14 protein-coding genes are annotated in these 21,438 nt (G+C 44.5%); 4 read left to right on the plus strand and 10 right to left on the minus strand.

From position 1 onward, the window contains the following. Positions 1 to 116: 116 nt before the first annotated feature. From IQ270_RS18320 to petH, 3 genes are all read right to left on the minus strand, one after another. Positions 117 to 1,343, minus strand: coding sequence for a hypothetical protein (locus IQ270_RS18320; protein ID WP_193974585.1), 1,227 nt, complete (start codon positions 1,341 to 1,343; stop codon positions 117 to 119). A 264-nt stretch (positions 1,344 to 1,607) separates the two neighbouring features. Next, entirely contained in the window at positions 1,608 to 2,342 is a 735-nt protein-coding gene (locus IQ270_RS18325) for a Uma2 family endonuclease (protein ID WP_193974586.1), read from the minus strand. A 265-nt stretch (positions 2,343 to 2,607) separates the two neighbouring features. Further along, positions 2,608 to 3,816 (minus strand): ferredoxin--NADP reductase, encoded by a 1,209-nt coding sequence (gene petH / locus IQ270_RS18330; RefSeq protein ID WP_193974587.1) that lies wholly within the window; start codon positions 3,814 to 3,816, stop codon positions 2,608 to 2,610. 917 nt (positions 3,817 to 4,733) lie between these two features. Here petH and IQ270_RS18335 point away from each other — a divergent pair. Next, entirely contained in the window at positions 4,734 to 5,738 is a 1,005-nt protein-coding gene (locus tag IQ270_RS18335; RefSeq protein WP_193974588.1) for a phosphoribulokinase, read from the plus strand. Between the two features lie 348 nt (positions 5,739 to 6,086). Here IQ270_RS18335 and IQ270_RS18340 read toward each other — a convergent pair whose 3' ends face one another. From IQ270_RS18340 to IQ270_RS18360, 5 genes are all read right to left on the minus strand, one after another. Next, positions 6,087 to 8,864 (minus strand): non-ribosomal peptide synthetase, encoded by a 2,778-nt coding sequence (locus tag IQ270_RS18340; protein WP_193974589.1) that lies wholly within the window; start codon positions 8,862 to 8,864, stop codon positions 6,087 to 6,089. Between the two features lie 452 nt (positions 8,865 to 9,316). Continuing rightward, positions 9,317 to 10,519 (minus strand): McrC family protein, encoded by a 1,203-nt coding sequence (locus tag IQ270_RS18345; RefSeq protein WP_193974590.1) that lies wholly within the window; start codon positions 10,517 to 10,519, stop codon positions 9,317 to 9,319. A gap of 7 nt (positions 10,520 to 10,526) precedes the next feature. Further along, entirely contained in the window at positions 10,527 to 12,194 is a 1,668-nt protein-coding gene (locus IQ270_RS18350; RefSeq protein WP_193974591.1) for an McrB family protein, read from the minus strand. A 243-nt stretch (positions 12,195 to 12,437) separates the two neighbouring features. Further along, positions 12,438 to 12,725: a PIN domain-containing protein gene (locus tag IQ270_RS31175; protein WP_339384222.1), complete on the minus strand. Its 288-nt coding sequence runs from the start codon at positions 12,723 to 12,725 to the stop codon at positions 12,438 to 12,440. 113 nt (positions 12,726 to 12,838) lie between these two features. Beyond that, entirely contained in the window at positions 12,839 to 13,066 is a 228-nt protein-coding gene (locus IQ270_RS18360) for a hypothetical protein (protein WP_193974592.1), read from the minus strand. 204 nt (positions 13,067 to 13,270) lie between these two features. On the opposite strand from IQ270_RS18360, the gene IQ270_RS18365 reads away from it, so the two are divergent. Then, positions 13,271 to 14,923 (plus strand): FAD-dependent oxidoreductase, encoded by a 1,653-nt coding sequence (locus IQ270_RS18365; protein WP_193974593.1) that lies wholly within the window; start codon positions 13,271 to 13,273, stop codon positions 14,921 to 14,923. Positions 14,924 to 15,459: 536 nt separating this feature from the next. On the opposite strand, the gene IQ270_RS18370 is transcribed toward IQ270_RS18365, so the two are convergent. Continuing rightward, positions 15,460 to 15,837, minus strand: a complete 378-nt coding sequence (locus IQ270_RS18370; protein ID WP_193974594.1) for a GxxExxY protein — start codon at positions 15,835 to 15,837, stop codon at positions 15,460 to 15,462. 155 nt (positions 15,838 to 15,992) lie between these two features. Between IQ270_RS18370 and IQ270_RS18375 the strand changes: the two genes are divergently transcribed. Beyond that, on the plus strand, positions 15,993 to 18,758 hold the full coding sequence (locus IQ270_RS18375) for a valine--tRNA ligase (RefSeq protein WP_193974595.1): 2,766 nt from the start codon (positions 15,993 to 15,995) through the stop codon (positions 18,756 to 18,758). A 439-nt stretch (positions 18,759 to 19,197) separates the two neighbouring features. On the opposite strand, the gene purM is transcribed toward IQ270_RS18375, so the two are convergent. After that, complete coding sequence (purM, locus tag IQ270_RS18380; RefSeq protein ID WP_193974596.1) at positions 19,198 to 20,226, minus strand: phosphoribosylformylglycinamidine cyclo-ligase; 1,029 nt, start codon at positions 20,224 to 20,226, stop codon at positions 19,198 to 19,200. Between the two features lie 508 nt (positions 20,227 to 20,734). On the opposite strand from purM, the gene IQ270_RS18385 reads away from it, so the two are divergent. Beyond that, positions 20,735 to 21,438: septal ring lytic transglycosylase RlpA family protein (locus IQ270_RS18385; protein WP_228056478.1), on the plus strand; the 704-nt coding region annotated here is incomplete at its 3' end.

The following is a 21,438-nucleotide window of genomic DNA, read 5'->3' on the forward strand; positions in this document are numbered from 1 at the left end:
ACAAACAGGTGCATAAAACCCAAGTTAAATCTCGCTTGAAGTAAGGCTTGAGCCGGATGAGTGCAAAAGTCTCATGTCCGGTTCTTAGGGGAGGGGAGAGGGGCGACCCTCGAACCTCACCCGACAATGCGACTGCCTAACTGTAGTTGCCCCCAATCAAAGTCTACGGGTTGAATTCTCTGATTTAAGTCTCCCAACAACCAGAGATAAGTGGAATGTCTCTGGTTTTCCCAAGCTTCTCTTACAGCAATTAGAGCTTTTAACTGAGCTAACAAAAAATCTTGGGCTTCATCGACAATTAAAATAGTAGGCTGGTTTTGGTAAAGAGGGGAAGGGCGAGCAGATATAAGTTGAGTCGCAACACCGAAGTTGCAGAGGCGATCCCCTAACTTTCTTCTCCACAATTCCGGTCTAATATTCTCAAGAATTTCAATACGTTGTCTATTTTCTTGGAAGATGGGATTTCTATCGTTGTTACCATTTTCCAGATCCAGAACGAAAGCTTGATATAGCAAAACATCTCGTGAACTGATTTCTCCTAACCTGGGTGCTAAACCCTCGAATCTCACTAATTCTCGCAGAGCCGTTAATTCTTCCTCTGAAGTTGCTAGGCGATCGCCCAATTCTGGATCTACTTTACGCACCCAATCAGGAAAAGTACCCAGCCAAAAACCTTCTGAATTTTGCTCTTTTATCTTCTTGATCTCTGAGTAATTTTCCAAATCTTCACGCACTGCTGGAGGAACAATAAGCATTGTGTTCCACCCTTGCTCGCGATGAAGTTCACAAGCTATAAGAGCCGCACATACAGTTTTCCCTGTTCCTGGCCCACTCTGAACTAACCAATTGTTTGTAGACCATATCCCATGCTGCATCAACTCAGCAAATGGCAGTTTTTGGGAACTGGTTAGCACTGGTGAGTAGCGATAATAGTTGGCATAAATAAATTTGTACCAACGATCTTCTTCTTTGTTCCAATTACTATCTTCTAGTGAAATTTCATAAGCTGGATGATATACTAGCGCGGTTCCTTGAGGTTTATTCAATTCTTCTATTGCCTCTATTTCCAGCGGATATGTGCGATTGCGACTGTCAAACACCCTATCATAAATATCTCCTCGCAAACCAGCTTTAATCACTACAATATTGCCAGAATCTCGTTCCCAGATCACACGCAGTTGACCTTGACGAGTTCGCCACAGGTTTTCATGTCCCTGTAAACTTTTAACATCTTGATGGCTGCCTTGGCTCAAACCACTGATAATCTGGTAAACTATCTGAAAATTGTCATAGGAGAGTTTTTGTATCTCGCGAAAGGCGGCCCGAATAATTTTTACTGACATAGGCTACTTTCTGACCCTCGTATCCAGAATCTTGCATATCCTTATTATTTATTTATCATATAAATTTTGAAATTTATGCTTTTGTAAGTAAACTTAACCAAACCTAGCAAACCAATTTTGAAAGCCACGACTTTGACCCGTTGAAACTCACTTAATCTACAATCATTGTATGACAACCGGGCATTCACAGAATAGCGAGAGCCCCGACTTATCAAAGAAGCTGGGGATCTGCATGACTAACGAATCCAGAATTTACACAGCAATTTAAAGCTCTGCATCCATATCTGCTCCCATTTCTCGCAGCCTCTGCGCCAATCTTTGGGCACGCTGCCTTTCTAAATTAACTTGCTGTTCTAGCTGCTGATTCTGCTGTTCTAGCTGTTGTCGCTGTACAGATTCTTCTCGAATTAAATCTTCGACTAGCGGCGGACACAGCACTTCATCCACCGATAAAATAAATTCAGCGAACTGTACAGACTGAACTTGTTGTCCCGGCAAAAATTCCTGGTGAGAATAACTGCCTTCATTTTCGGGGCGGCTGCATACTCGTATTTTCGGTCGATTTGGGTCTACAATCCAATATTCAGGGATATCAATTAAATCGTATTCTGCGCGCTTGCGGATGTAGTCGTCCCGCCAATTTTGACTGGTAACTTCGATAACTAACAGCGGTTTTTCTTCAAAGTCCAGCACTGCGGAACCAGGTTGCGCGCAGACTTGTTCCCACAAACTCCGAGTGCAAATCACAACATCAGGAACGCGGGAAGAGTCTTCTTCAGTGCGGACTGCGGTAGTGACAATTGCAACTAGCGGTAGGTTGTGTGCTGCAAAGAAGCGCCGGAACTGATAAACCAAAAACTCGCAGATTTTGATATGTATTGCTGTGGGTGTTGGCATTTCAATGAGATGTCCCCGATATAATTCATAACAAACACCTGATTCTCCCTGATAGTTCAGATATTCTTCAAATGTCAGTTTTTGGGTAGAAGTTATAACCATGTCAGTTATCTCCCTTTTTCGGTGAGCTTACTGTCTATTTTACACTTGTATTGGGTGAATCTGCCCCTGAATAGACTTGCATTGCATTCATTTACTTTCCGATCTTGAAATTATCTGCGTTAATCTGTGTTTATCTGCTTTGCCTCTGCGGTTGAAGCATCGATCAAAGATTTATGCAATCTTGTTTAATGCTGAAAAATGTTTAAAAAAAAATGTAGGGCGAGCCAATGGCCGCCCTACAAATCAGATTAAATCAGGCAACAAATTAATAAGTTTCAACGTGCCAGCGACCGTCTTTTTTCAACTGTTTTTGATAGGCTGTCCAGTCAACATCGTGCTTGCTCGATGCAGCAGACATTCCCTCATCAATTCCGCCTTCCATGCCCTTCAAACCGCAGATGTAAGTGTGAGTATTGGGCTTTTGAACCAATTCCCATAATTGGTCTGCGTTTTCCTTAATCCGGCTTTGAATGTACATCTTGCCACCGTCAGCATTCTTTTGCTCGCGGCTGATGGCATAAGTCAATCGGAAATTATCGGGGAACTCTCGTTGCAATTGCTCCAACTCTTCCTGATACAGAATGTTGGGAGTGTAAGCAACTCCAAAGAACAGCCAAGCTAAACCTTTGAATTTGTAATCGGGATTGTTTTCTTTGAACATCCGCCACAAATAAGCGCGGAAAGGAGCAATACCCGTACCGGTAGCCATCATAATCACAGTGGCTTCCTCATCGTCGGGCAACAGCATTTCCTTGCCTACAGGGCCAGTGATTTTGACATCAGCCCCTGGTTCCAAACCAGTGATAAAAGTGGAACAGACACCAAAGACTTGTTCGCCAGTTTCTGGGCTTTTGTACTCTAGCCTGCGGACACATACAGAGACAGTTTTGTCATCCAAATTATCTCCGTGACGGGTCGAGGCGATCGAGTAAAGCCGAATTTTGTGAGGTTTACCGTTCTTGTCAGTGCCATCTGGAATAATGCCAATACTTTGACCTTCCAGATAGTGCAAATTGCCTCCAGAGATGTCAAATTTGACGTGACGGACTGTACCCTCGCCGCCTTCTCTGACCAATTCTTCTGTAGAAATACACTTGCCAATATACGGATTGGCCGGTTTGTAGAGGTTAACAGGAACCTGAACTTTTTCCTTTGCTTGAGTCATGGGCTTAGTTGTTTCTCCAGATTTCTGACTCTGTAGCCCTGCTTCTGGTGCGACTTTGCCATTAGTAGTTTCGGGAGCGGCGTTTGAGGGGCGGATGCTGACAATTTTGCCGCCCATGCGAGCAATTCTCCGCATTTCCTGATTCATGCGATCGTAAGGCACGGAGATAAACACGCTACCGCTACGGCGAATCGGATGACTTATTTCGTCAGTTGCTTGGCTCTGACGCATACCCTCCACTTCGTAAACAAAGATGCGACTGCCTGATATTGAGCTGGTCGCAACACCAGATATGCTTGGGCTGTACATTTGTTGCTTTTCCTTCACGATACAGAGTTATAAAGATAGAGAATGTGACCGTAGACTCAATTTACTTTTTTCTTAAGGTCATCGGGACTAATTGGTCGCGTTAATCTTTGGGCCTCGCCGTCCAGGGCGGGGGTGTCAAGTTTTGCTCGATCGCCTCTTTAGTTCCCAGTCACCCGAACATCACGCCGGCTATAGAGTCCGGCTGCGTTCAGGTGTTGACCTATAGCTATTGTTGTCTGCGTACTGCCAATATTTTACCCGATCGGGGGATCTGTCCCGATCAGTCGTTCTGATTTGGGGATTCGGCAGAGGGAGATGGCGAGATGGCCCGATGGCGAGAATATTTAACTATGAACGGAAATACGGCATTGAAATATACAATTTATAATGAAGTACAACTTAAACCACGATTTGACTAAATGACGTTGAGCTTGTAGTGGGCGGACGCATTCTGGTAAGATTAATCACTAAACTTAGCATTAATTGCCAAAAAATTGAGGTACGCCGCCCGTCCTGTAAGGCAACCGAGCGGGGAAGCCTTACAGGACGGGGATCGTGATTGAACTATATATTGTTGACTCGCCAGACGTAAAAATCCGGTCTCAACTGCATAGTCCAAAAAATCTCAAATAGGTTGGGGCATCAACCTAGAGGCTCGGCAATATCAGACAAGCTGTGCTTGCCGAAAGCTATTGGAATCCACAATCCCCATGCCTCGATAGCTGGGGAGTATGTCAATTGCCTTGAAGATTGCTTGGGTCTTCCCTGGCAGGCAGTCAACTGACTCCTGTATGCTGGTGAGTGCTCGATCCGATCGGGGTAGCAAAATCGCACAAAGCCGGCACACTACCTGCGGGCTGAAACTTTGTGGAATCTAGACTTGAGTTAGTAAACAGTGATTTTTTTAGAGGGAAACTATGACAAGTAAGCCGGATCGCGTGGTTTTAATTGGCGTAGCCGGAGACTCCGGGTGCGGAAAATCTACTTTTTTGCGCCGATTGACAGATTTGTTCGGGGAAGATTTCGTTACCGTGATCTGTCTGGACGACTATCATTGTCTCGATCGCAAACAGCGCAAAGAAACAGGGATTACCGCCCTTGACCCCAGAGCAAACAATTTTGACCTGATGGCCGAGCAAATGAAGGCCCTGAAAGAAGGTAAGGCGATCGACAAGCCGATTTACAACCACGAAACCGGTCTGCTCGATCCTCCTGAGCGGGTAGAGCCGAATCATGTGATTGTGATTGAGGGGTTGCACCCCCTTTACGACGAACGAGTCAGAGAGCTCATCGACTTCAGCGTCTACCTCGACATCAGCGACGAAGTAAAAATCGCTTGGAAAATCCAGCGCGACATGGCAGAACGGGGCCACCGTTACGAAGACGTGCTGTTTGCGATCAATGCTCGCAAACCGGATTTTACCGCCTACATCGATCCGCAAAAGCAATACGCCGATGTGGTAATTCAAGTGTTGCCAACCAACTTGATCAAAGATGACAAAGAGCGGAAAGTTCTGCGCGTGCAGATGATCCAGCGCGAAGGCATCGCCAACTTTGAGCCAGCATATTTGTTTGACGAAGGTTCAACAATTAACTGGGTTCCTTGCGGCCGCAAACTGACTTGTTCCTATCCAGGAATTAAGATGTATTACGGGCCCGACGCTTTCTACGGTCACGAAGTCTCGATTTTGGAAGTAGACGGTCAGTTTGAAAATCTCGAAGAAGTGATTTACATCGAAAGCCATTTGAGCAAGACTTCTGCGAAGTATGAAGGCGAGTTGACTCACCTGTTGCTCCAGCACCGCGAATATCCGGGTTCCAACAATGGAACTGGTTTGTTCCAAGTGTTGGTGGGATTGAAAATGCGGGCGACTTACGAGAAGTTGACTGCGAAGGAAGCGAAAGTGGCTGTTAGTGTTTAGAACCCTGACATGAAAGATTTGGGAGGCGCAATTGCGCCTCTTTTTTTTGGGGGAAATGAACGGCAGACGGTGATTTTGGCGCAGAGAAGAGTTAGGGCATAATACAATTCATTTCAGAAATATCTAAATTTCCAAAAATGGCTGTATTGCCTATACAATCGTGAGATGAGATTTGAAAAAAAGCGTTAACCCAAGCATATTGAGTTAGGGTAGAGTGTTTGGCAAGAGAGAGTTTAAAAATGTTTTTCAGGCTTGATTGAGGGTAGTTCTAGTTGTACCTCATCTTTCTGATAACCGCAATAATTCGATGCAACCCTGTCTGAATATCGATTAAGAATGCCAAAAACTTTACTGCTGCACCATTATCTCTTCCAGCAATAGCTTGATTCGGTTGCCGATCGCCCCGACATTGGGTTCCTGTAAAATACCTAGATGGTCTCCAGGTACGTCGTAAATGGTCAGACCGTCTTTGAGATAAGGTTTCCAGCCTAGATCCGGATCGAGATTGACACTTTTGCCATCTTCAGAATCCAGCGCTCTAAACATAACTACTTTGCCAGCATAGGGTTTTGGCACGTAAGCTCGTTCTGCTTGCTGAATTATCTTCTCTGTCATCAAATAGTCTGTGGTGTAAGACATTGACTCTGTAGGTTCTTTCGGCTTAAGGTATCGCCCGATCGTCTTGCGGGCCGGCATTGTCATTGGGTGTGTAAGTGTGATTATTTGATCGACGACACTACGGACGATGTAACCTATACCCTGCTTAGCAATTTTTTGGGCATGGAAGCGCAGCCGCTGCTGAATGGGTAGGGGCTTGTAGGCAGAGGGCAACATGGAATCAAACATCACCAATAACGCTGTTTCCTGTCCTTTAGCTGCCAATTTTTGAGCTACCTCAAAAGCAACAATACCTCCAAATGACAAACCAGCAAAATAATAGGGGCCTTCTGGTTGCACCTTCACGAGTTCATTGATGTAATAGTCTGCGATCGCCTCAACCTGATTGAGTGGTCCATTCATGCGATCTTTAACAAGAGTAATTAAGGCATATATCGGCCGCTCTCGCCCCAAATATGGAATTAACGGATAATAAATAGACACTCCTTCAAACAGAAATAGTGGTGGCACAGAACCCTTCGGTTGAATCTCAACTAAGGAAAGGCTTTGGTTGGGGATATTGCCTTGACGTAGAATGTCGGCTAATTGTTTGATGGTTGGGGCTTGGAAGATCATCGATAGTGGCCAACTCTGCTGGAACTTTGCGTCAATTTTGTCAGCTAAGCGAGCTGCTAGCAGGGATGTACCGCCTAAATCCATGAAATTATCCGTAGTACCGATCGGCTTAATATTGAGTACCTGCTCCCAAATATGGAGAAGTTGAGTTTCTAGTACATCAGCAGGCAACACAACTTCACCGTACTGAACCAGATCGACAACCTGCGGTTCTGGAAATGCACGACGATCGACTTTACCATTGGGGGTCATGGGGAAGCTCTCCATCACTACAAACGCTGCCGGAATCATGTATGCCGGTAGCTTTGTTTGTAGAAAACTACGCAATGCAGACACCTGAATTGGTTGTCCGTGCTTCGGAATGATATATGCCACTAAGCGCTTTTCACCGGGTACATCTTCCCGTGCCAAAACTATACCTTGTTGCACAGATGGGTACTGTTCCAAATAGGTTTCAATCTCTAGTAACTCAATCCGAAAACCTCGAATTTTTACTTGAAAATCGATGCGACCAATAAACTCCAACGTTCCATTGGGTAAATAGCGGGCAGTATCCCCTGTTCTGTAAAGTTTGTCGTAAGGGCGATCGCTAAATGGATTAGCAACAAAATTACTTGCAGTGCGTTCTGCCAAATTGAGATATCCCCTCGCCAGCCCTGGGCCGCCAATATACAGTTCTCCAATATCGCCATCTGGCACAAGATTTAGGTTTTCATCCAGAATGTAAATTTGGCTGTAGGGAAGAGGACGACCGATCGGAATGTCTGCTTCACTACTGAGATCGTAACCTTCAGCGATCGGGTCAAAAATGGTGGCCGTCACCGTATTTTCAGTCGGCCCATAGGCATTGAGCCAACGAGGATATTGCCCAACCAATTGTCGCCATTCACCATACAGAGCCCGAGAGGCTTTTTCTCCGCCCACAACCACCAATCTCACATCTGGGGACATGGGAACGCGTAGCAATGAGAGTCCGCTGACGAGGCCATGCCAAAAAGCAGTTGGCAAGTGCAGAATAGTAATGCGTTCTTGCTCAATAAATTCGAGGAATTGACGGGTAGAGCTAATACAGTCTTCCGTTCGCAGCACGATTGTTGCACCACTTACCAAGGATGGAAAAACTTCCGCAATGATGGTGTCAAAGCTCATGCTAGAGAATTGAAGTACCCGATCGCCCAATCCAAGATTAAATGCCTGTGCGATCGCCTTGCTGTGGTGAATCATGCCCTGGTGAGCAATCATTACACCCTTGGGATATCCCGTCGAACCAGAGGTGTAAATAACGTAAGCCAAATGCTCGGGCTCTGTCATCCGAGACAAATTTTCAGTGCTGTATGGCGCGATATCGTGCCAGTCTGTATCTGGACAAATCACGCGAGCATTGTGTTCGGGCAAAAATTCAACCAGATGCTGTTGAATCAAAATGAATCGCACAGCGGCGTCTCGTAACTGGTACGCTCGACGTTCGTGCGGATAGGTTGGGTCGATCGGCACATAGGCCGCCCCAGCCTTGATCACCCCCAAAAAGCAAATCACCATTTCCATGCAGCGATTCATAGAGATAGCAATCAGTTCATCCGGTTGTACTCCTAGTGCTTGAAGGTAATGGGCGAGCCCGTTTGCGCGTTGATTTAAGGCATCATAGGTTAATTCTTGCCCTTGAAATGATAGGGCGATCGCATCAGGAGTCTGCTTAACCTGTGCTTCAAACCATTGATGGATACTCACATAGTCCGATCGAGTTAGATCGACTTGAGAGTCCTCGACAGAGGAAATATCGTGAGTATATAATGGAACATCAACACAGACATCGTGGGTAGTTTTTAGCGCATCAGTTTCCTGGTTGGGTAAGTACCCATCACGACTCGTCAAAACATCTTGAGACTTCATCATATTTGTGATTTAAGTAGGGCGATCGAGCTTAAGAGATGGCATCCTGTCGGCAATTCCTTCTGCCGCATTCATCCAGCTCACAGCTTTTTATGGACTGCTTGTTGTGCAGTGTCGAAACTGCCGCAGTGCAGTAATACTGCGTCGAACCAATTTATCACAGTTGCCAGGTCTATCTGAATATGGCGGCGCGAATCAATGCGCTTTTGGGGAACGGAAGTTGTTTCTGGATAATTACTTTTTCTCTTGTTTTAGTTATACGGCTTATTAATTAAGCTGTTGTACATCAAGACTGTTTTGGGAATCATCTGATTAGCGAGCGGGGGCGATCGCAGTAAAAAAGCAAAACAGAGATGATCCCTTACTCCTTCAATGGAGCTAAACTGCTTTGCCTGTAAATGTTTCAGCGATATAAATTTTTTATTCCTTAAAAATTTTTACGTTTTATTAAGTTGTCACCAATAGGAGACGGTGTTTGGAAGTAGAGAGGTTAAGAATATTTTTCCGGCTTCGTTGAGATCGTCATTTAGGGAAAAGTTGAGACTGCGAACTCGCAGAGCGCCATTTTTTATGTCTAGGGGGTGGTTGAGGTTTTGCGGGTAGATGAGAATTGCATTGTTACACTTTACTGCATTGGCGTAGGCAACTATTTGATGGCGGTCTCCACTGTCTGCTCGATCGGGAGCTTTGTATTTGGTATCGAGGACATATTGGATTTTACCTGTTTCTATGTCGCACAGCAGTAAGTCAATGCGATCGGAATAATTTTGGTCATATGTGACCGTGTGTTTTTTCTTGACAAAGAAGCCTTTTGGTGTATTAGTTTTGAGCCATTCAGCGACAAATTGTTCGTATAAACTAGCCATGTTGATCAGAAAAGGTAGCATTTCGCGATCGCCAGTTTCGTGACTGGGCCCAGTATTCTCCAGAAAGAAGCGACAGAGGGCGTGTAATATTTGATAATCTTGATTCAGACGGTGATAAGTGCGATCGATACAAGCTTGGGATTTAAAAGGTTTTAATGTCACAAATCCTTGCAGTGCGTGAAAGGCTTTTCGCACCGTCGATGAGACAGATTCGCGGCACAAACCGCTGCGGCCAATAATGAAAAGTGTCCAAGCCAGAATTTGATTGTCTTCGATATCGCCTGTCTGTTCGTGATAGTGGCATTTTAGTTTAACATCCCAAGGTTTTTGCACAGCTTCCCGGACATCGATTCGACCGCGAATATAGGAAAGCTTTTCTATTTTGGGTAAGTAATCGCGATACAATCCTTTGCGACAGCGTTCGAGAATTTTCTGAGCAAGGATGTTAGCTAATCGTTCATACACTTGTTCCAAAGATTCGCACTCAATCTGTCCTTTCGGAAAATTTATATTAAGTTCGTAGGCATAGTCAAGCATTCCAAAGATATTGTTTATGGGAACCTTTGGGCGGATGGCAATATGAAATTCTGGAGTAATTGGAATCTTGCCAACTCGGCCTTGAGATTTTAATTGCCATTGATATTTATTTTTATAGTTGGGAAATTCTATATCTATTTCCTTAGCATAATTATGGTGTATTTTTTTTCCTACTGATTCGGGGATTGAGTCTCGATCGAAAGTTGCTAATTGATATTCTGTGAGTTCGATGATTTGGGGTGATTCTCGTTCCATAAAATTATCACTTGCTCAATTTATCTTTGATTTTATTCCAGAGAAATTCATCCATTTTTGCCTGATTATCAAAGAAGTATTCTTCGAGGTATGGCTCAATTTCCATTTGCCAAATATCTTGGATATCTTCAGCTAAGGTTTTTGTCAAAAAGAAGGAGATGCCTAGTTCATAGTGTTTGTTGTTAATTGCCCGATTGACATCTTTTAGAATGCTAGTTAATTTATCAACTGGAAAACCTGTTTCCTCTCTGTGGTGATACACTCGCAGGACTTCAGAGTTGGGATAGATAGAAATGAATGCGAAGCGGCGACGGAGTGCATTATCAACTAAGGCAATAGAACGGTCTGCGGTGTTCATTGTGCCGATGATGCGGACATTTGTAGGGATTCTAAACTGTTTACCGCTGGCTAGTGTAATAAAGCGCTCTGTGTCGGGTCGGTCATCTAGGAGGTACATTAACTCGCCAAAGACTTGAGATAAATTTGCACGGTTAATTTCATCAATAATCAGAACACAAATGTCTTCACAGGCTTCGGCTTTTTCGCAAAATTCTAGGAATCTACCGGGAACTATTGAGTAGGTTAATTGTCCGTTTTGAGTTATGGGACGGAGGCCTTCGATAAAGTCTTCGTAGGTGTAGGCGGGGTGAAATTGGATAATGTCTGAGAAACCGTCACCGCCGCCTATTAAGTGTTTGGCTAGTTTTTCGGCTATGAAGGTTTTTCCGGTTCCGGGCGGGCCTTGGATGATGGCTTGGGCTTTGCGGTGAATGGCGTGTATCCATTGAGTTAGTTGGGTTGTTTGAAAACCAGTAATTTCTGAAATTTCTTCTAGTTGATACACTGGGTTAAATTCCTTTTCATATACTAAAAAATATTCACTGAGAACAAGAGGAGTAAAATAATTATTGTCATCGTAAAAATTGAAAATCAAAAATAATGGAAATAGTTTTTTAAAGGCTTGTCCTATTTTTCTAATTAGATTGTTAGCAGAATATCCTAATACATCTTGTAATTCTAATGATATTTGAACCTGAAATTTAGTAAGTTTTATTTTAATTCCAGGGGGTATAGCAGGAGGTGAATAACTCATGATATTTTCTAATATTTCATAAACATTGTTTGCGGGTTCGCTTGTGGAATTAAACTCCAAATTATCTAATTGAAAATCCGTTTTCTCCCTAATTAAAGAGCAGCTATAATTATTAGGAAGGTTATAACGTTTAAGGAGTTCGATTATATTCTCATCAATTATATAAGGCTGTAAGCGATATTCTTCCACTGCCTCAAAATCGTTACTTCCTGAATAAAAACCAAAAGTTATTTTTTGGTTTTCAAGATTCAGGATTAACTGAGCACTACTTATACAATCCATAGTAGAAATGATATTTTTTAAATTAAAAACTATACTATAGGCTGTCGGTTCCCAATCACCTAGTTCAGGAAAAATAGAGGCAAATCCCTCCTGTTTGATATGTATATATTCTTTGATAAAATCAGGCAACTGCTCTTCTACCTGCCTTGAAATATAGTTTAATGGCTCTTCTACATATTTTAAGAAATCTTTTTTGTGTGCTATATAAAAATCTGAACTTGGGTCTTCATAAAATTTTTCCAATAGGTTAAATGTCTCTGCTGAAAAAGCACATTCAGGATGTACAAAAACTTTTTCCATTTTTTCTGTATCTTTAAGATGACTTAATTGCTGTTCTTAACTTAGTGTAGCCGATCGCCCTTACTGAACAGAGATCAAAAATGTGTAGATATAGCAAGCCTTAGACATCTCACGCATCAAGTAGCACACTAACAGCAAAAAAGCAAGTACCACCCCCAAAGTCGAAACTATCCGAAGCGCAGCACAATTCGCAAATCCCCGAAAACATCTTTAAATCAACTTTGATCGCCGAGTGACTCAGATTTACCCAATTGTGTCTATACTCGATAATTGAATCCGGCGATCGCGACTAATAACGGGTACATTAAGATACAAACCAGTAGCAGCAATAATGCGATCGGGCAAATCGGGAATTTGCGATCGGTCAACTTGCCTTAAAGTCAGGGCTATATTGCGAGCGAAAGGAATTTCGACCAATAAAGCATCATCGCTATCAACTTCTCTCAATAATAGATCGAGAGTAGCTGAATTAATCCGCCCTCTCTCGCTCAGATAGACAATTTCTGCTAATGTAATTGATGAAAAAGCCACCTAATTTCCCTCGGTGGCTATCTGTTCTATTGTCGTTATAGCAGTCACCGAAAGTCGCGAATCGGCAAAAATATACCAAATAACAGCATGAGTATCAGCTACAGCACGCAGCATTAGAAATCCTCCCTTGGGAAATTCGCCCATTCTTCCCTGCGAACTTCATCTATATCAGCAGCAGAAGGTGCAATTCCCAAGTCAGCACATAAACCCCACAAAGATTTACGGGGAGCAGGCCCAACAACTAATTCTCGTTCTATTTCAGGAACGATCCACTTAATCAACCGTAACTTTTCGGCTAGAGACAACTGCTTGACAAGATTTAAAACCGCCTCAAAAGTCATATTTTTTATATTTCAATTTGCGATCGATGTAATTGTAGCATTTTGGCCAGGACAGCATCGCCGGGTTTGGGTTGAGAAGATTCGTTTACCACCCTTCCCGGAAAAGTTAAAACTGTGTCGAAATTACCTAAACGTGCTATATTCAACTCCGTAAACCCTGAACAGCACTTTCAGGTAATGTAAATTCATCAACGAGTCAACTAAATGCCTCCTACTTTCAATAAATTAGCTGCCATTGCCATCTTTTTTGTAGTCGTAAAAGTTTTAGTTGACTCCCCCTATTTCAAAGAAGCAAAAAGCTCGATCGCCCACAGAAACGAAGCAAGTGCCACATTAGACCCCCCAAACCTGCGACAAAGGGCCACAAACAAGCCCCCAGCAGCCCATCCAACATCAGGCGATCGCAACTTTGATATCGTAGTCTATGGCGACGAAGTACCGGGGATATGTGCAGCTATTTGGGCGAAGAAAACCCTAGGTGCAAAGGGAAAAGTAGCCGTAGTGCGATCGAACCATGAAAGCGCAGCATTAGGCGGCGTACTCACCCGCGGAGGCTTAGGCTACGTCGATTTAGATAAAATCCCCGATTGGTACAACCAACCCTACGCCCAATGCTTCCGGGAATTCTTAGACAAAGCCAACGTCCCCGAATCATGCTTACAACCAAAAACGGCAGATAAAGCACTCAAAGAAATGCTGTCATCAGCCGATGTTCAACTTATTTCCAACACGACTCTTGTTCCCCACGTAGTCGATCGCCAAATCGAATATGCCGAAGTAAAAGACAGTGGAATTAAAATCAAAGCTAACTCTTACATAGACGTAACTCAAGATGCCGAATTCGCCAGAAAAGCCGGATTATCCTATTATACAGGATATGAATCGCAAAACATTAAATCCAAAAATGAAACCTTAGCGATATCCATAGTTCCGACAATTACGGGCTTAACAATGTCCGACCTCCGCAGAATGGAAGATGACATTCTTTACAACACACCTTTAGTAGAAAAAATCAAAACCAGCATTACCAAATATAAAGATGAGGCCAGTACCGAATTTTGGATGAGAAATTTTCTAAGCACGATTTATCAAGCCTACCGAGACGGATACAATATTAGAAGTGTAGCTCTCGGAGGGGCTTATCATGTAGACAGAAATCTGCCCTTTACTCAAGACAAAGGCTTCTTTTTTGACAAAGCCAATATTTGCGTTTATAAGGATAATTCCATGTCTTGGAACGGCTTCCTGTTTAAATACAAAGTTGACGAGTTGATGAAAATGGAAGCTAGCGGCAGAAAACCGACTCCTGAAATGGTTCAAGAAATGTCACGAATCCAAGAATGGCTGCAAAAGAAATCGGGTAAAGATGTGAGAGTATTTATCCCAGATGAAGTTTATATCAGACAAACTTTGAACGTTCGAGATGTGGTAGCGCCGCTGACAGGACAGGAAATTATTAAAGGAGGAACAGAACCCGAAAAGTCGATCGGCAGTTTTTCATATGATTTCGACTTGCGGGGCGGAGTCAAGGATTTGTCATCGAGAATTCCTGGATTGCCCGTGTACAATTTTGGCATAGAAAGTGCATTGGCTAGCAAAGTGAATAATTTGGCGATCGTCGGGCGATCTTCAGGCTATGTCGGTATGGCGGTATCAGTCGGGCGCATTGCGACAGTGAATATTTATCAAGGACAAGGTGTGGGCGTGGCGGCCGGTTTGGCTAGCAAGTTAGGAGTGCCGCTGAATACGATTACTTCGAGTAAGACCAGAGAAACTTTGGAAGTTTTAACCGGGAAAACTACTTATTTGTCTGGGAGAGATACGAGTTATGGAGTGGATTATAAAGAAGTGAAATAGATCTTAAGAGGATTTTACCACAGAGAGCGCAGAGAGCGCAGAGAGGGGAGGGTACGACATCAAAAACCCTCGCAACACTCTTCCCTCTGTGTCCTCTGCGCCCTCTGTGGTTCAAAACTCTTCTCTGGATGGAGTGGATTATAAAGAAGTGAAATAGATCTTAAGAGGATTTTACCACAGAGAGCGCAGAGAGCGCAGAGAGGGGAGGGTACGACATCAAAAACCCTCGCAACACTCTTCCCTCTGTGTCCTCTGCGCCCTCTGTGGTTCAAAACTCTTCTCTGGATGGAGTGGATTATAAAGAAGTGAAATAGATCTTAAGAGGATTTTACCACAGAGAGCGCAGAGAGCGCAGAGAGGGGAGGGTACGACATCAAAAACCCTCGCAACACTCTTCCCTCTGTGTCCTCTGCGCCCTCTGTGGTTCAAAACTCTTCTCTGGATGGAGTGGATTATAAAGAAGTGAAATAGATCTTAAGAGGATTTTACCACAGAGAGCGCAGAGAGCGCAGAGAGGGGAGGGATCAGAGGTTTTTTTACGACAGGATGATGCGGCGGATTCCTTCTTTTAAAAAGCGCACGTTAAAGTTGATGAGAAGGGCGAGAGGATAACCAGTCATTTTTAAGTAGGAGATAACTTGAGCCTCATGGATAGGAAGTATAGTTTGGACTGACTTTAATTCAACAATGAGAGTGTTGGCAACTAGCATATCGTATCTGCCTTCCCCAACTACAACACCTTTGTAAAAGACATTTACCGTAGGCTGAGGTTCAAAAGGAATTCCCTGGCGCGAAAGTTCTTCACGCAACGAATTCTCATATACCGCTTCCAAAAAACCAGGCCCCAACTCCTTATGAACCTCCATCGCCGCCCCAATCACACCATAAGTCAACTCATTAATATCCTCTGCCAACTCCGCTCTCCTCTTTTCAAACCAATATCAAAATCATAATCCAAAACCCTCGCAACACTCTTCCCTCTGCGCCCTCTGCGCCCTCTGCGGTTCAAAACTCTTCTCCTCCCCCCGCTGTGGCACAATCATAAATAAGATAAAACCCTCAAGCCACCATGACCGCAAACCTACCACCCCAATACGACCCCAAAGCCACCGAAACCAAGTGGCAAAAATACTGGGAAGACAATCAAACCTTCAAAGCTGACCCAGAAGCCGGCGGCGAACCTTACTGCGTCGTCATTCCGCCGCCCAACGTCACCGGCAGCCTCCACATGGGACACGCTTTTGAAGAGACGCTGATTGATGTCCTCGTCCGCTATCACCGCATGACTGGACGCAATACCCTGTGGTTGCCGGGAACGGATCATGCTAGCATCGCAGTTCAAACTATTCTAGAAAAACAACTCAAAGCAGAAGGCAAAACTCGCTACGATTTAGGACGAGAAAATTTCTTGGAACGGGCTTGGGAATGGAAAGCTGAGTCTGGCAATACTATTACTAATCAACTCCGCAGTTTGGGCGTGTCTGTTGATTGGTCGCGGGAACGTTTTACGATGGATGAAGGCTTATCTGCTGCTGTTTTAGAAGCTTTTGTGCGCCTGTACGATGAGGGGCTGATTTATCGCGGTAATTATTTGGTGAATTGGTGTCCGGCGAGTCAGTCTGCTGTGTCGGATTTGGAAGTTGACCAGCAGGAAGTTGAGGGGCATTTGTGGCATTTCCGCTATCCTTTGACGGACGGTTCCGGTTATTTGGAGGTGGCGACGACTCGGCCGGAAACGATGTTGGGCGATACTGGGGTGGCTGTGAATCCAGAGGACGATCGCTATCAACATCTTATTGGTAAAACTGTCACTTTACCCATTGTCAATCGCGAAATTCCAATCATTGCTGATGAGTTTGTAGATCCGACTTTTGGCACTGGCTGTGTCAAAGTGACTCCCGCCCACGATCCGAATGACTTCGAGATGGGTAAGCGCCACAATTTGCCGTTTATTAATATCATGAATAAGGACGGCACTTTAAATGAAAATGCCGGAGAGTTCCAAGGACAAGATAGATTTGTTGCCCGCAAAAATGTTGTCCAACGTTTAGAAACAGACGGATTTTTGGTTAAAATTGAAGATTACAAACATACAGTTCCCTACAGCGAACGGGGTAAAGTCCCCGTTGAACCTTTACTGTCTACTCAATGGTTTGTCAAGATCGATCCTCTTTCTCAACGCGCTTTAGCAGCCTTAGATGAAGAGAATTCACCAGTGTTTGTGCCGGAAAGATGGACAAAGGTTTATCGCGATTGGTTGGTGAAGTTGAAAGATTGGTGCATTTCCAGACAATTGTGGTGGGGACACCAAATCCCGGCTTGGTATGCTGTTAGCGAAACTCAGGGCGAAATTACTGATACGACTCCGTTTGTGGTAGCAAAAACTGAAGCTGAAGCTAGGGCAAAAGCTGTGGCTAAATTTGGTTCAGATGTCGATTTAGCAAGAGATCCAGATGTTTTGGATACTTGGTTTTCTTCTGGGTTGTGGCCTTTTTCAACTTTGGGATGGCCAGACAAAACTAAGGATTTGGATTTTTACTATCCCACAACTACTCTGGTGACTGGTTTTGATATCATCTTTTTCTGGGTTGCTAGAATGACGATGATGGCAGGACATTTTACTGAAAAGATGCCTTTTGATACTGTTTACATTCACGGTTTGGTGTTGGATGAAAAAGGTCAAAAAATGTCTAAGAGTAAAAATAACGGTATTGACCCGCTGCTGTTGATTGGTAAGTACGGGACTGATGCTTTGCGCTACACTTTGGTTAAGGAAGTGGTAGGGGCAGGTCAAAATATTCGCATGGAGTACGATCGCAAAACTGATGAATCGAAATCAGTCGAGGCTTCCCGGAATTTCACAAATAAGCTGTGGAATGCTGCTCGATTTGTGATGATGAATCTGGAGGGACAGACTCCGCAGCAATTGGGTGTGCCCCCCTATCTGGTTCGTACTGAGGACTTTAGTCCTGACGGGGAGAGGAGTGAAGAGGGGTTGGAATTGTGCGATCGCTGGATTCTTTCTCGCTATCATCAAGTTGTGCAACAAAGCCGCAATTCTTTGGAAAATTACGGCTTGGGAGAAGCGGCTAAGAATCTTTATGAGTTTATTTGGGGCGATTTTTGCGACTGGTATATTGAGTTAGTTAAGTCTCGCTTGCAGCAGGATGCTGAACCAAATTCTAAGAAAGTCGCGCAGCAAACTTTTGCTTTTGTGTTGGAAGGAATTCTGAAATTGCTGCATCCTTTTATGCCGCACATTACTGAGGAAATTTGGCACACTTTGACTCAAACAGGTGACGGTGATTGTTTGGCTTTGCAAGCTTATCCTGAAGCGGATACATCGCCGATCGATCCAGAATTAGAACAGCAGTTTGAGTTGCTGTTCGGGACAATTCGCACTATTCGCAATTTGCGGGCAGATTCTGATATCAAACCGAGTCTGAAGGTGACGGCGATTTTGCAAAGCGAAAGCGACAAGGAACGCCAAATTCTCTCGGATGGAAGCGTTTACATCAAAGATTTGGCTAAGGTGGAAAATCTGACTGTTACTGCTAGTTTGGATGGAGATTTGGGACAGACAATTGCTGGGGTTGTCGGTACTGTACAAGTATTGATTCCTCTGGCTGGAGTGGTTGATATTGCGGCTTTGCGCGGTAAATTAGAGAAGAAGTTGGCTAAGATAGAAGGGGAAATTAAGCATACTGCGGCGCGTTTGACTAATCAGAAGTTTGTGGAAAAGGCCGATCCACAAGTTGTTCAGGTGGCGCGGGATGGTTTGGCGGAAGCCGAAAAACAGGCGGAGATTTTGCGCGATCGGCTAAAGTTGTTTTAATCGTTGATTGTTGGCAGTTGGTGGTTGGCAGTTGATTGTAGGTTGGGCCCTGGAACGAACCCTCCGTTTCACTCCGCCCAACATACATATAGCATTTCTCAGAAAGATGAGGTGCCGCTGGGCTTATGGTATGTGGCATTGCTCGTTACCAGGCTCTGCCTGGTAATGCAGATAGGCGAGGCTATGCCTCCTTTGAGGAAGGAAACTTACAGGAGAGAGGACTGTAGGAGGTGTTTAAGTTATTAAGTTTTTGATCCTTGATTACCATTAGTGAAGCCAGATTTATTGGCAAGTGATTTAGGATCGCTACAATGGAAGTGGCGTTACAATTTGAAAAACGGCTACTATTCCCATTATTAGTTGGTACTCGGTCGAATGCTCGGAGTCCAGCTTTTTACCCTTAAAAAAATGGCATTTTTTTAAACTAAGTCAATAAAACTTAATTTGCTGCCATCACTAATTCCCCGTTCCCCTCAATTACTTCGCCAATTTCAAAAGCACCAATTTCCTGACATTCAAACCATTTAACAGTTTGTTCTACTTCGGTGCGATCGACCAACAGCACAAATCCAATTCCCATATTAAAAGTATTGAACATATCTGCCGCCGCAACTTGCCCAGCTTCCGCAATCCAGTCAAAAATTGGCAAACTCGGCCAGCTATTGCAGTCAATTTTTACAGATTGATTTGCTCCCAAACAGCGGGGCAAATTTTCCGGCAAACCGCCGCCGGTAATGTGAGCCATACCGTGAATATCTAAACCGCTGTTAATCGCTGCGAGGACTGGTTTTACATAAATTTTAGTCGGAGTCAGCAGCACTTCTCCTAAACTTTTGCTGCCTAATTTTTCTGGTTGCGAATGCCAATCTAAACCCTTGTCGCCGACAATTTTTCTCACCAAACTAAAACCGTTGCTGTGGACGCCCGAACTAGCCAGCCCCACAGCCACATCTCCTACCCGCACCTGCGAACCGTCCAACAACTTGCTTTTTTCGACAATTCCCACGCAAAACCCAGCTAAATCGTATTCTCCCGCTTGGTAAAAACCGGGCATTTCTGCGGTTTCCCCTCCTAGCAAAGCACAGCCGGCTTGCTTGCAACCGTCAGCAATGCCGGCTACCACCCCAGCTAATTGTTGGGGATTTAACTTTCCTGTGGCCAAATAATCGAGAAAAAACAGGGGTTCGGCAGCGGATGTCAGCACGTCGTTGACGCACATTGCTACCAAGTCGATACCTACCGTGTCGTGCCGATCGAGATTGTGGGCCAATTTCAACTTAGTTCCAACGCCGTCAGTGCCCGAAACCATCACCGGCTCTTTTAAACCCTCCGGAACGCTGAAAAACCCGCTAAAGCCCCCGAATCCGCCCAAAACTCCCGATCGGTGGGTGCTCTTGACTGTATTCTTGATGCGATCGACAAAAGCTCTGCCCGCCTCAACATCCACACCTGCTTCTCGATAATCCATAAGTCCGCCAAATCGATTTCTAAGTTTTAGTTTATGCCGATAACGGTTAACGCTTAACACTTGACAAACAGCTTTTTTCAGGCAATGCCTTGGGCCGCCCCTAAAATCGGCTAAATCTTTGTAAAATTTTGTAAACTTTTCTGGAACTGCTAAAACGGCTGCCAGCACTGCAATCTAAGCATTATCTGAGACTGAAATCCGGGAAAATTTACTCAATTTTTGATAAATTTCGTGCTGTGAGCGATCCCCAAGCGCAAAAGTTTGTGGTAGTCTGTTGCAGTTCGTTACCAAAACACAAATTGTAGATCGAGTATGAGTTGTCAAGTATCAGGGAAGTTTCGACCAAAATTTTTTGGGGCTGAAGCATTAAAGCAAAAACGCACCCCGATACTCTGCTGTGACTCGCGGAGGAATGGCGAAGGGCAAACAGAGAAATCTGTGACACCCGACCGCCGAATGGCAAATCCTCCTATCTCGCTTGGCAATGGCTATTCACAAAAATGGACGTATGAAGGAAAAATTTGTTGGTGGTCTACTCGCTGTCCTGTTAGTTCCTGTGGTAGGAACGGCCTCTTCTTGTCACGCACAAGCAACAGATGCCGTCAAGCAAAACTCTCAGAATTCCCAGCAAGTAATTGCCGCCCAACCGTCCCCGCAGTTAAACGCTAAGCGGGTCGAAGCACAGAAAGTCGGACAGTATCAGTATCAAGCCAAAGCTGACATTGACCGAGACTCGATCGCCAAAATTCAGTCCCACGACTTGGGCGGGCGACAAGCAGCGACAGTCTACGTGCGAAACATTCCAGTCATCACATTTCTTAACGCCAGTCCGGAAAAAAATACCAAAATCCGAGAAACTGGCGACAGCCAAGCCGCTGCTAGCAGTCAGTTGAAAGTAGCGGGCGCCAAAGAAAATACCAAAGTAGGAAACATTGCCAGCAACCAAAGCATCCAAGAAGCAGATCCAGTGTGGCGGGCATCCACCTTAGCAGCAAAACTTAACCAGCTAGCCCGCAACAATATCGATCCCAACAGCATTACCGTGAAGTGGGAAAAACAAGATCGCTACAGGATAGAGGCAAACGGCGAGGACTTGGTAAACATCAACGCCGAAACCATCCTCCCCGACACCACCAAGGACTTGGGCCGAGACGCCCTGCAAGCAACCAATCGCCTCCGCCGGCTTCTGGGCAACGCCCCACCCCTCGAAGC

The sequence above is a fragment of the Microcoleus sp. LEGE 07076 genome, assembly GCF_015207455.1.
GTDB lineage: Bacteria > Cyanobacteriota > Cyanobacteriia > Cyanobacteriales > Microcoleaceae > Microcoleus.

Excerpts from the sequence above, each read along its gene's own strand:
- IQ270_RS18325 (WP_193974586.1), bottom strand. The coding sequence starts at position 2,342 with ATGGTTATAACTTCTACCCAAAAACTGACATTTGAAGAATATCTGAAC.
- purM (WP_193974596.1), bottom strand. The coding sequence starts at position 20,226 with ATGGATTATCGAGAAGCAGGTGTGGATGTTGAGGCGGGCAGAGCTTTT.
- IQ270_RS18320 (WP_193974585.1), bottom strand. The coding sequence starts at position 1,343 with ATGTCAGTAAAAATTATTCGGGCCGCCTTTCGCGAGATACAAAAACTC.
- IQ270_RS18335 (WP_193974588.1), top strand. The coding sequence starts at position 4,734 with ATGACAAGTAAGCCGGATCGCGTGGTTTTAATTGGCGTAGCCGGAGAC.
- IQ270_RS18360 (WP_193974592.1), bottom strand. The coding sequence starts at position 13,066 with ATGACTTTTGAGGCGGTTTTAAATCTTGTCAAGCAGTTGTCTCTAGCC.
- IQ270_RS18365 (WP_193974593.1), top strand. The coding sequence starts at position 13,271 with ATGCCTCCTACTTTCAATAAATTAGCTGCCATTGCCATCTTTTTTGTA.
- IQ270_RS18340 (WP_193974589.1), bottom strand. The coding sequence starts at position 8,864 with ATGATGAAGTCTCAAGATGTTTTGACGAGTCGTGATGGGTACTTACCC.
- IQ270_RS18345 (WP_193974590.1), bottom strand. The coding sequence starts at position 10,519 with ATGGAACGAGAATCACCCCAAATCATCGAACTCACAGAATATCAATTA.
- IQ270_RS18350 (WP_193974591.1), bottom strand. The coding sequence starts at position 12,194 with ATGGAAAAAGTTTTTGTACATCCTGAATGTGCTTTTTCAGCAGAGACA.
- IQ270_RS18375 (WP_193974595.1), top strand. The coding sequence starts at position 15,993 with ATGACCGCAAACCTACCACCCCAATACGACCCCAAAGCCACCGAAACC.
- petH (WP_193974587.1), bottom strand. The coding sequence starts at position 3,816 with ATGTACAGCCCAAGCATATCTGGTGTTGCGACCAGCTCAATATCAGGC.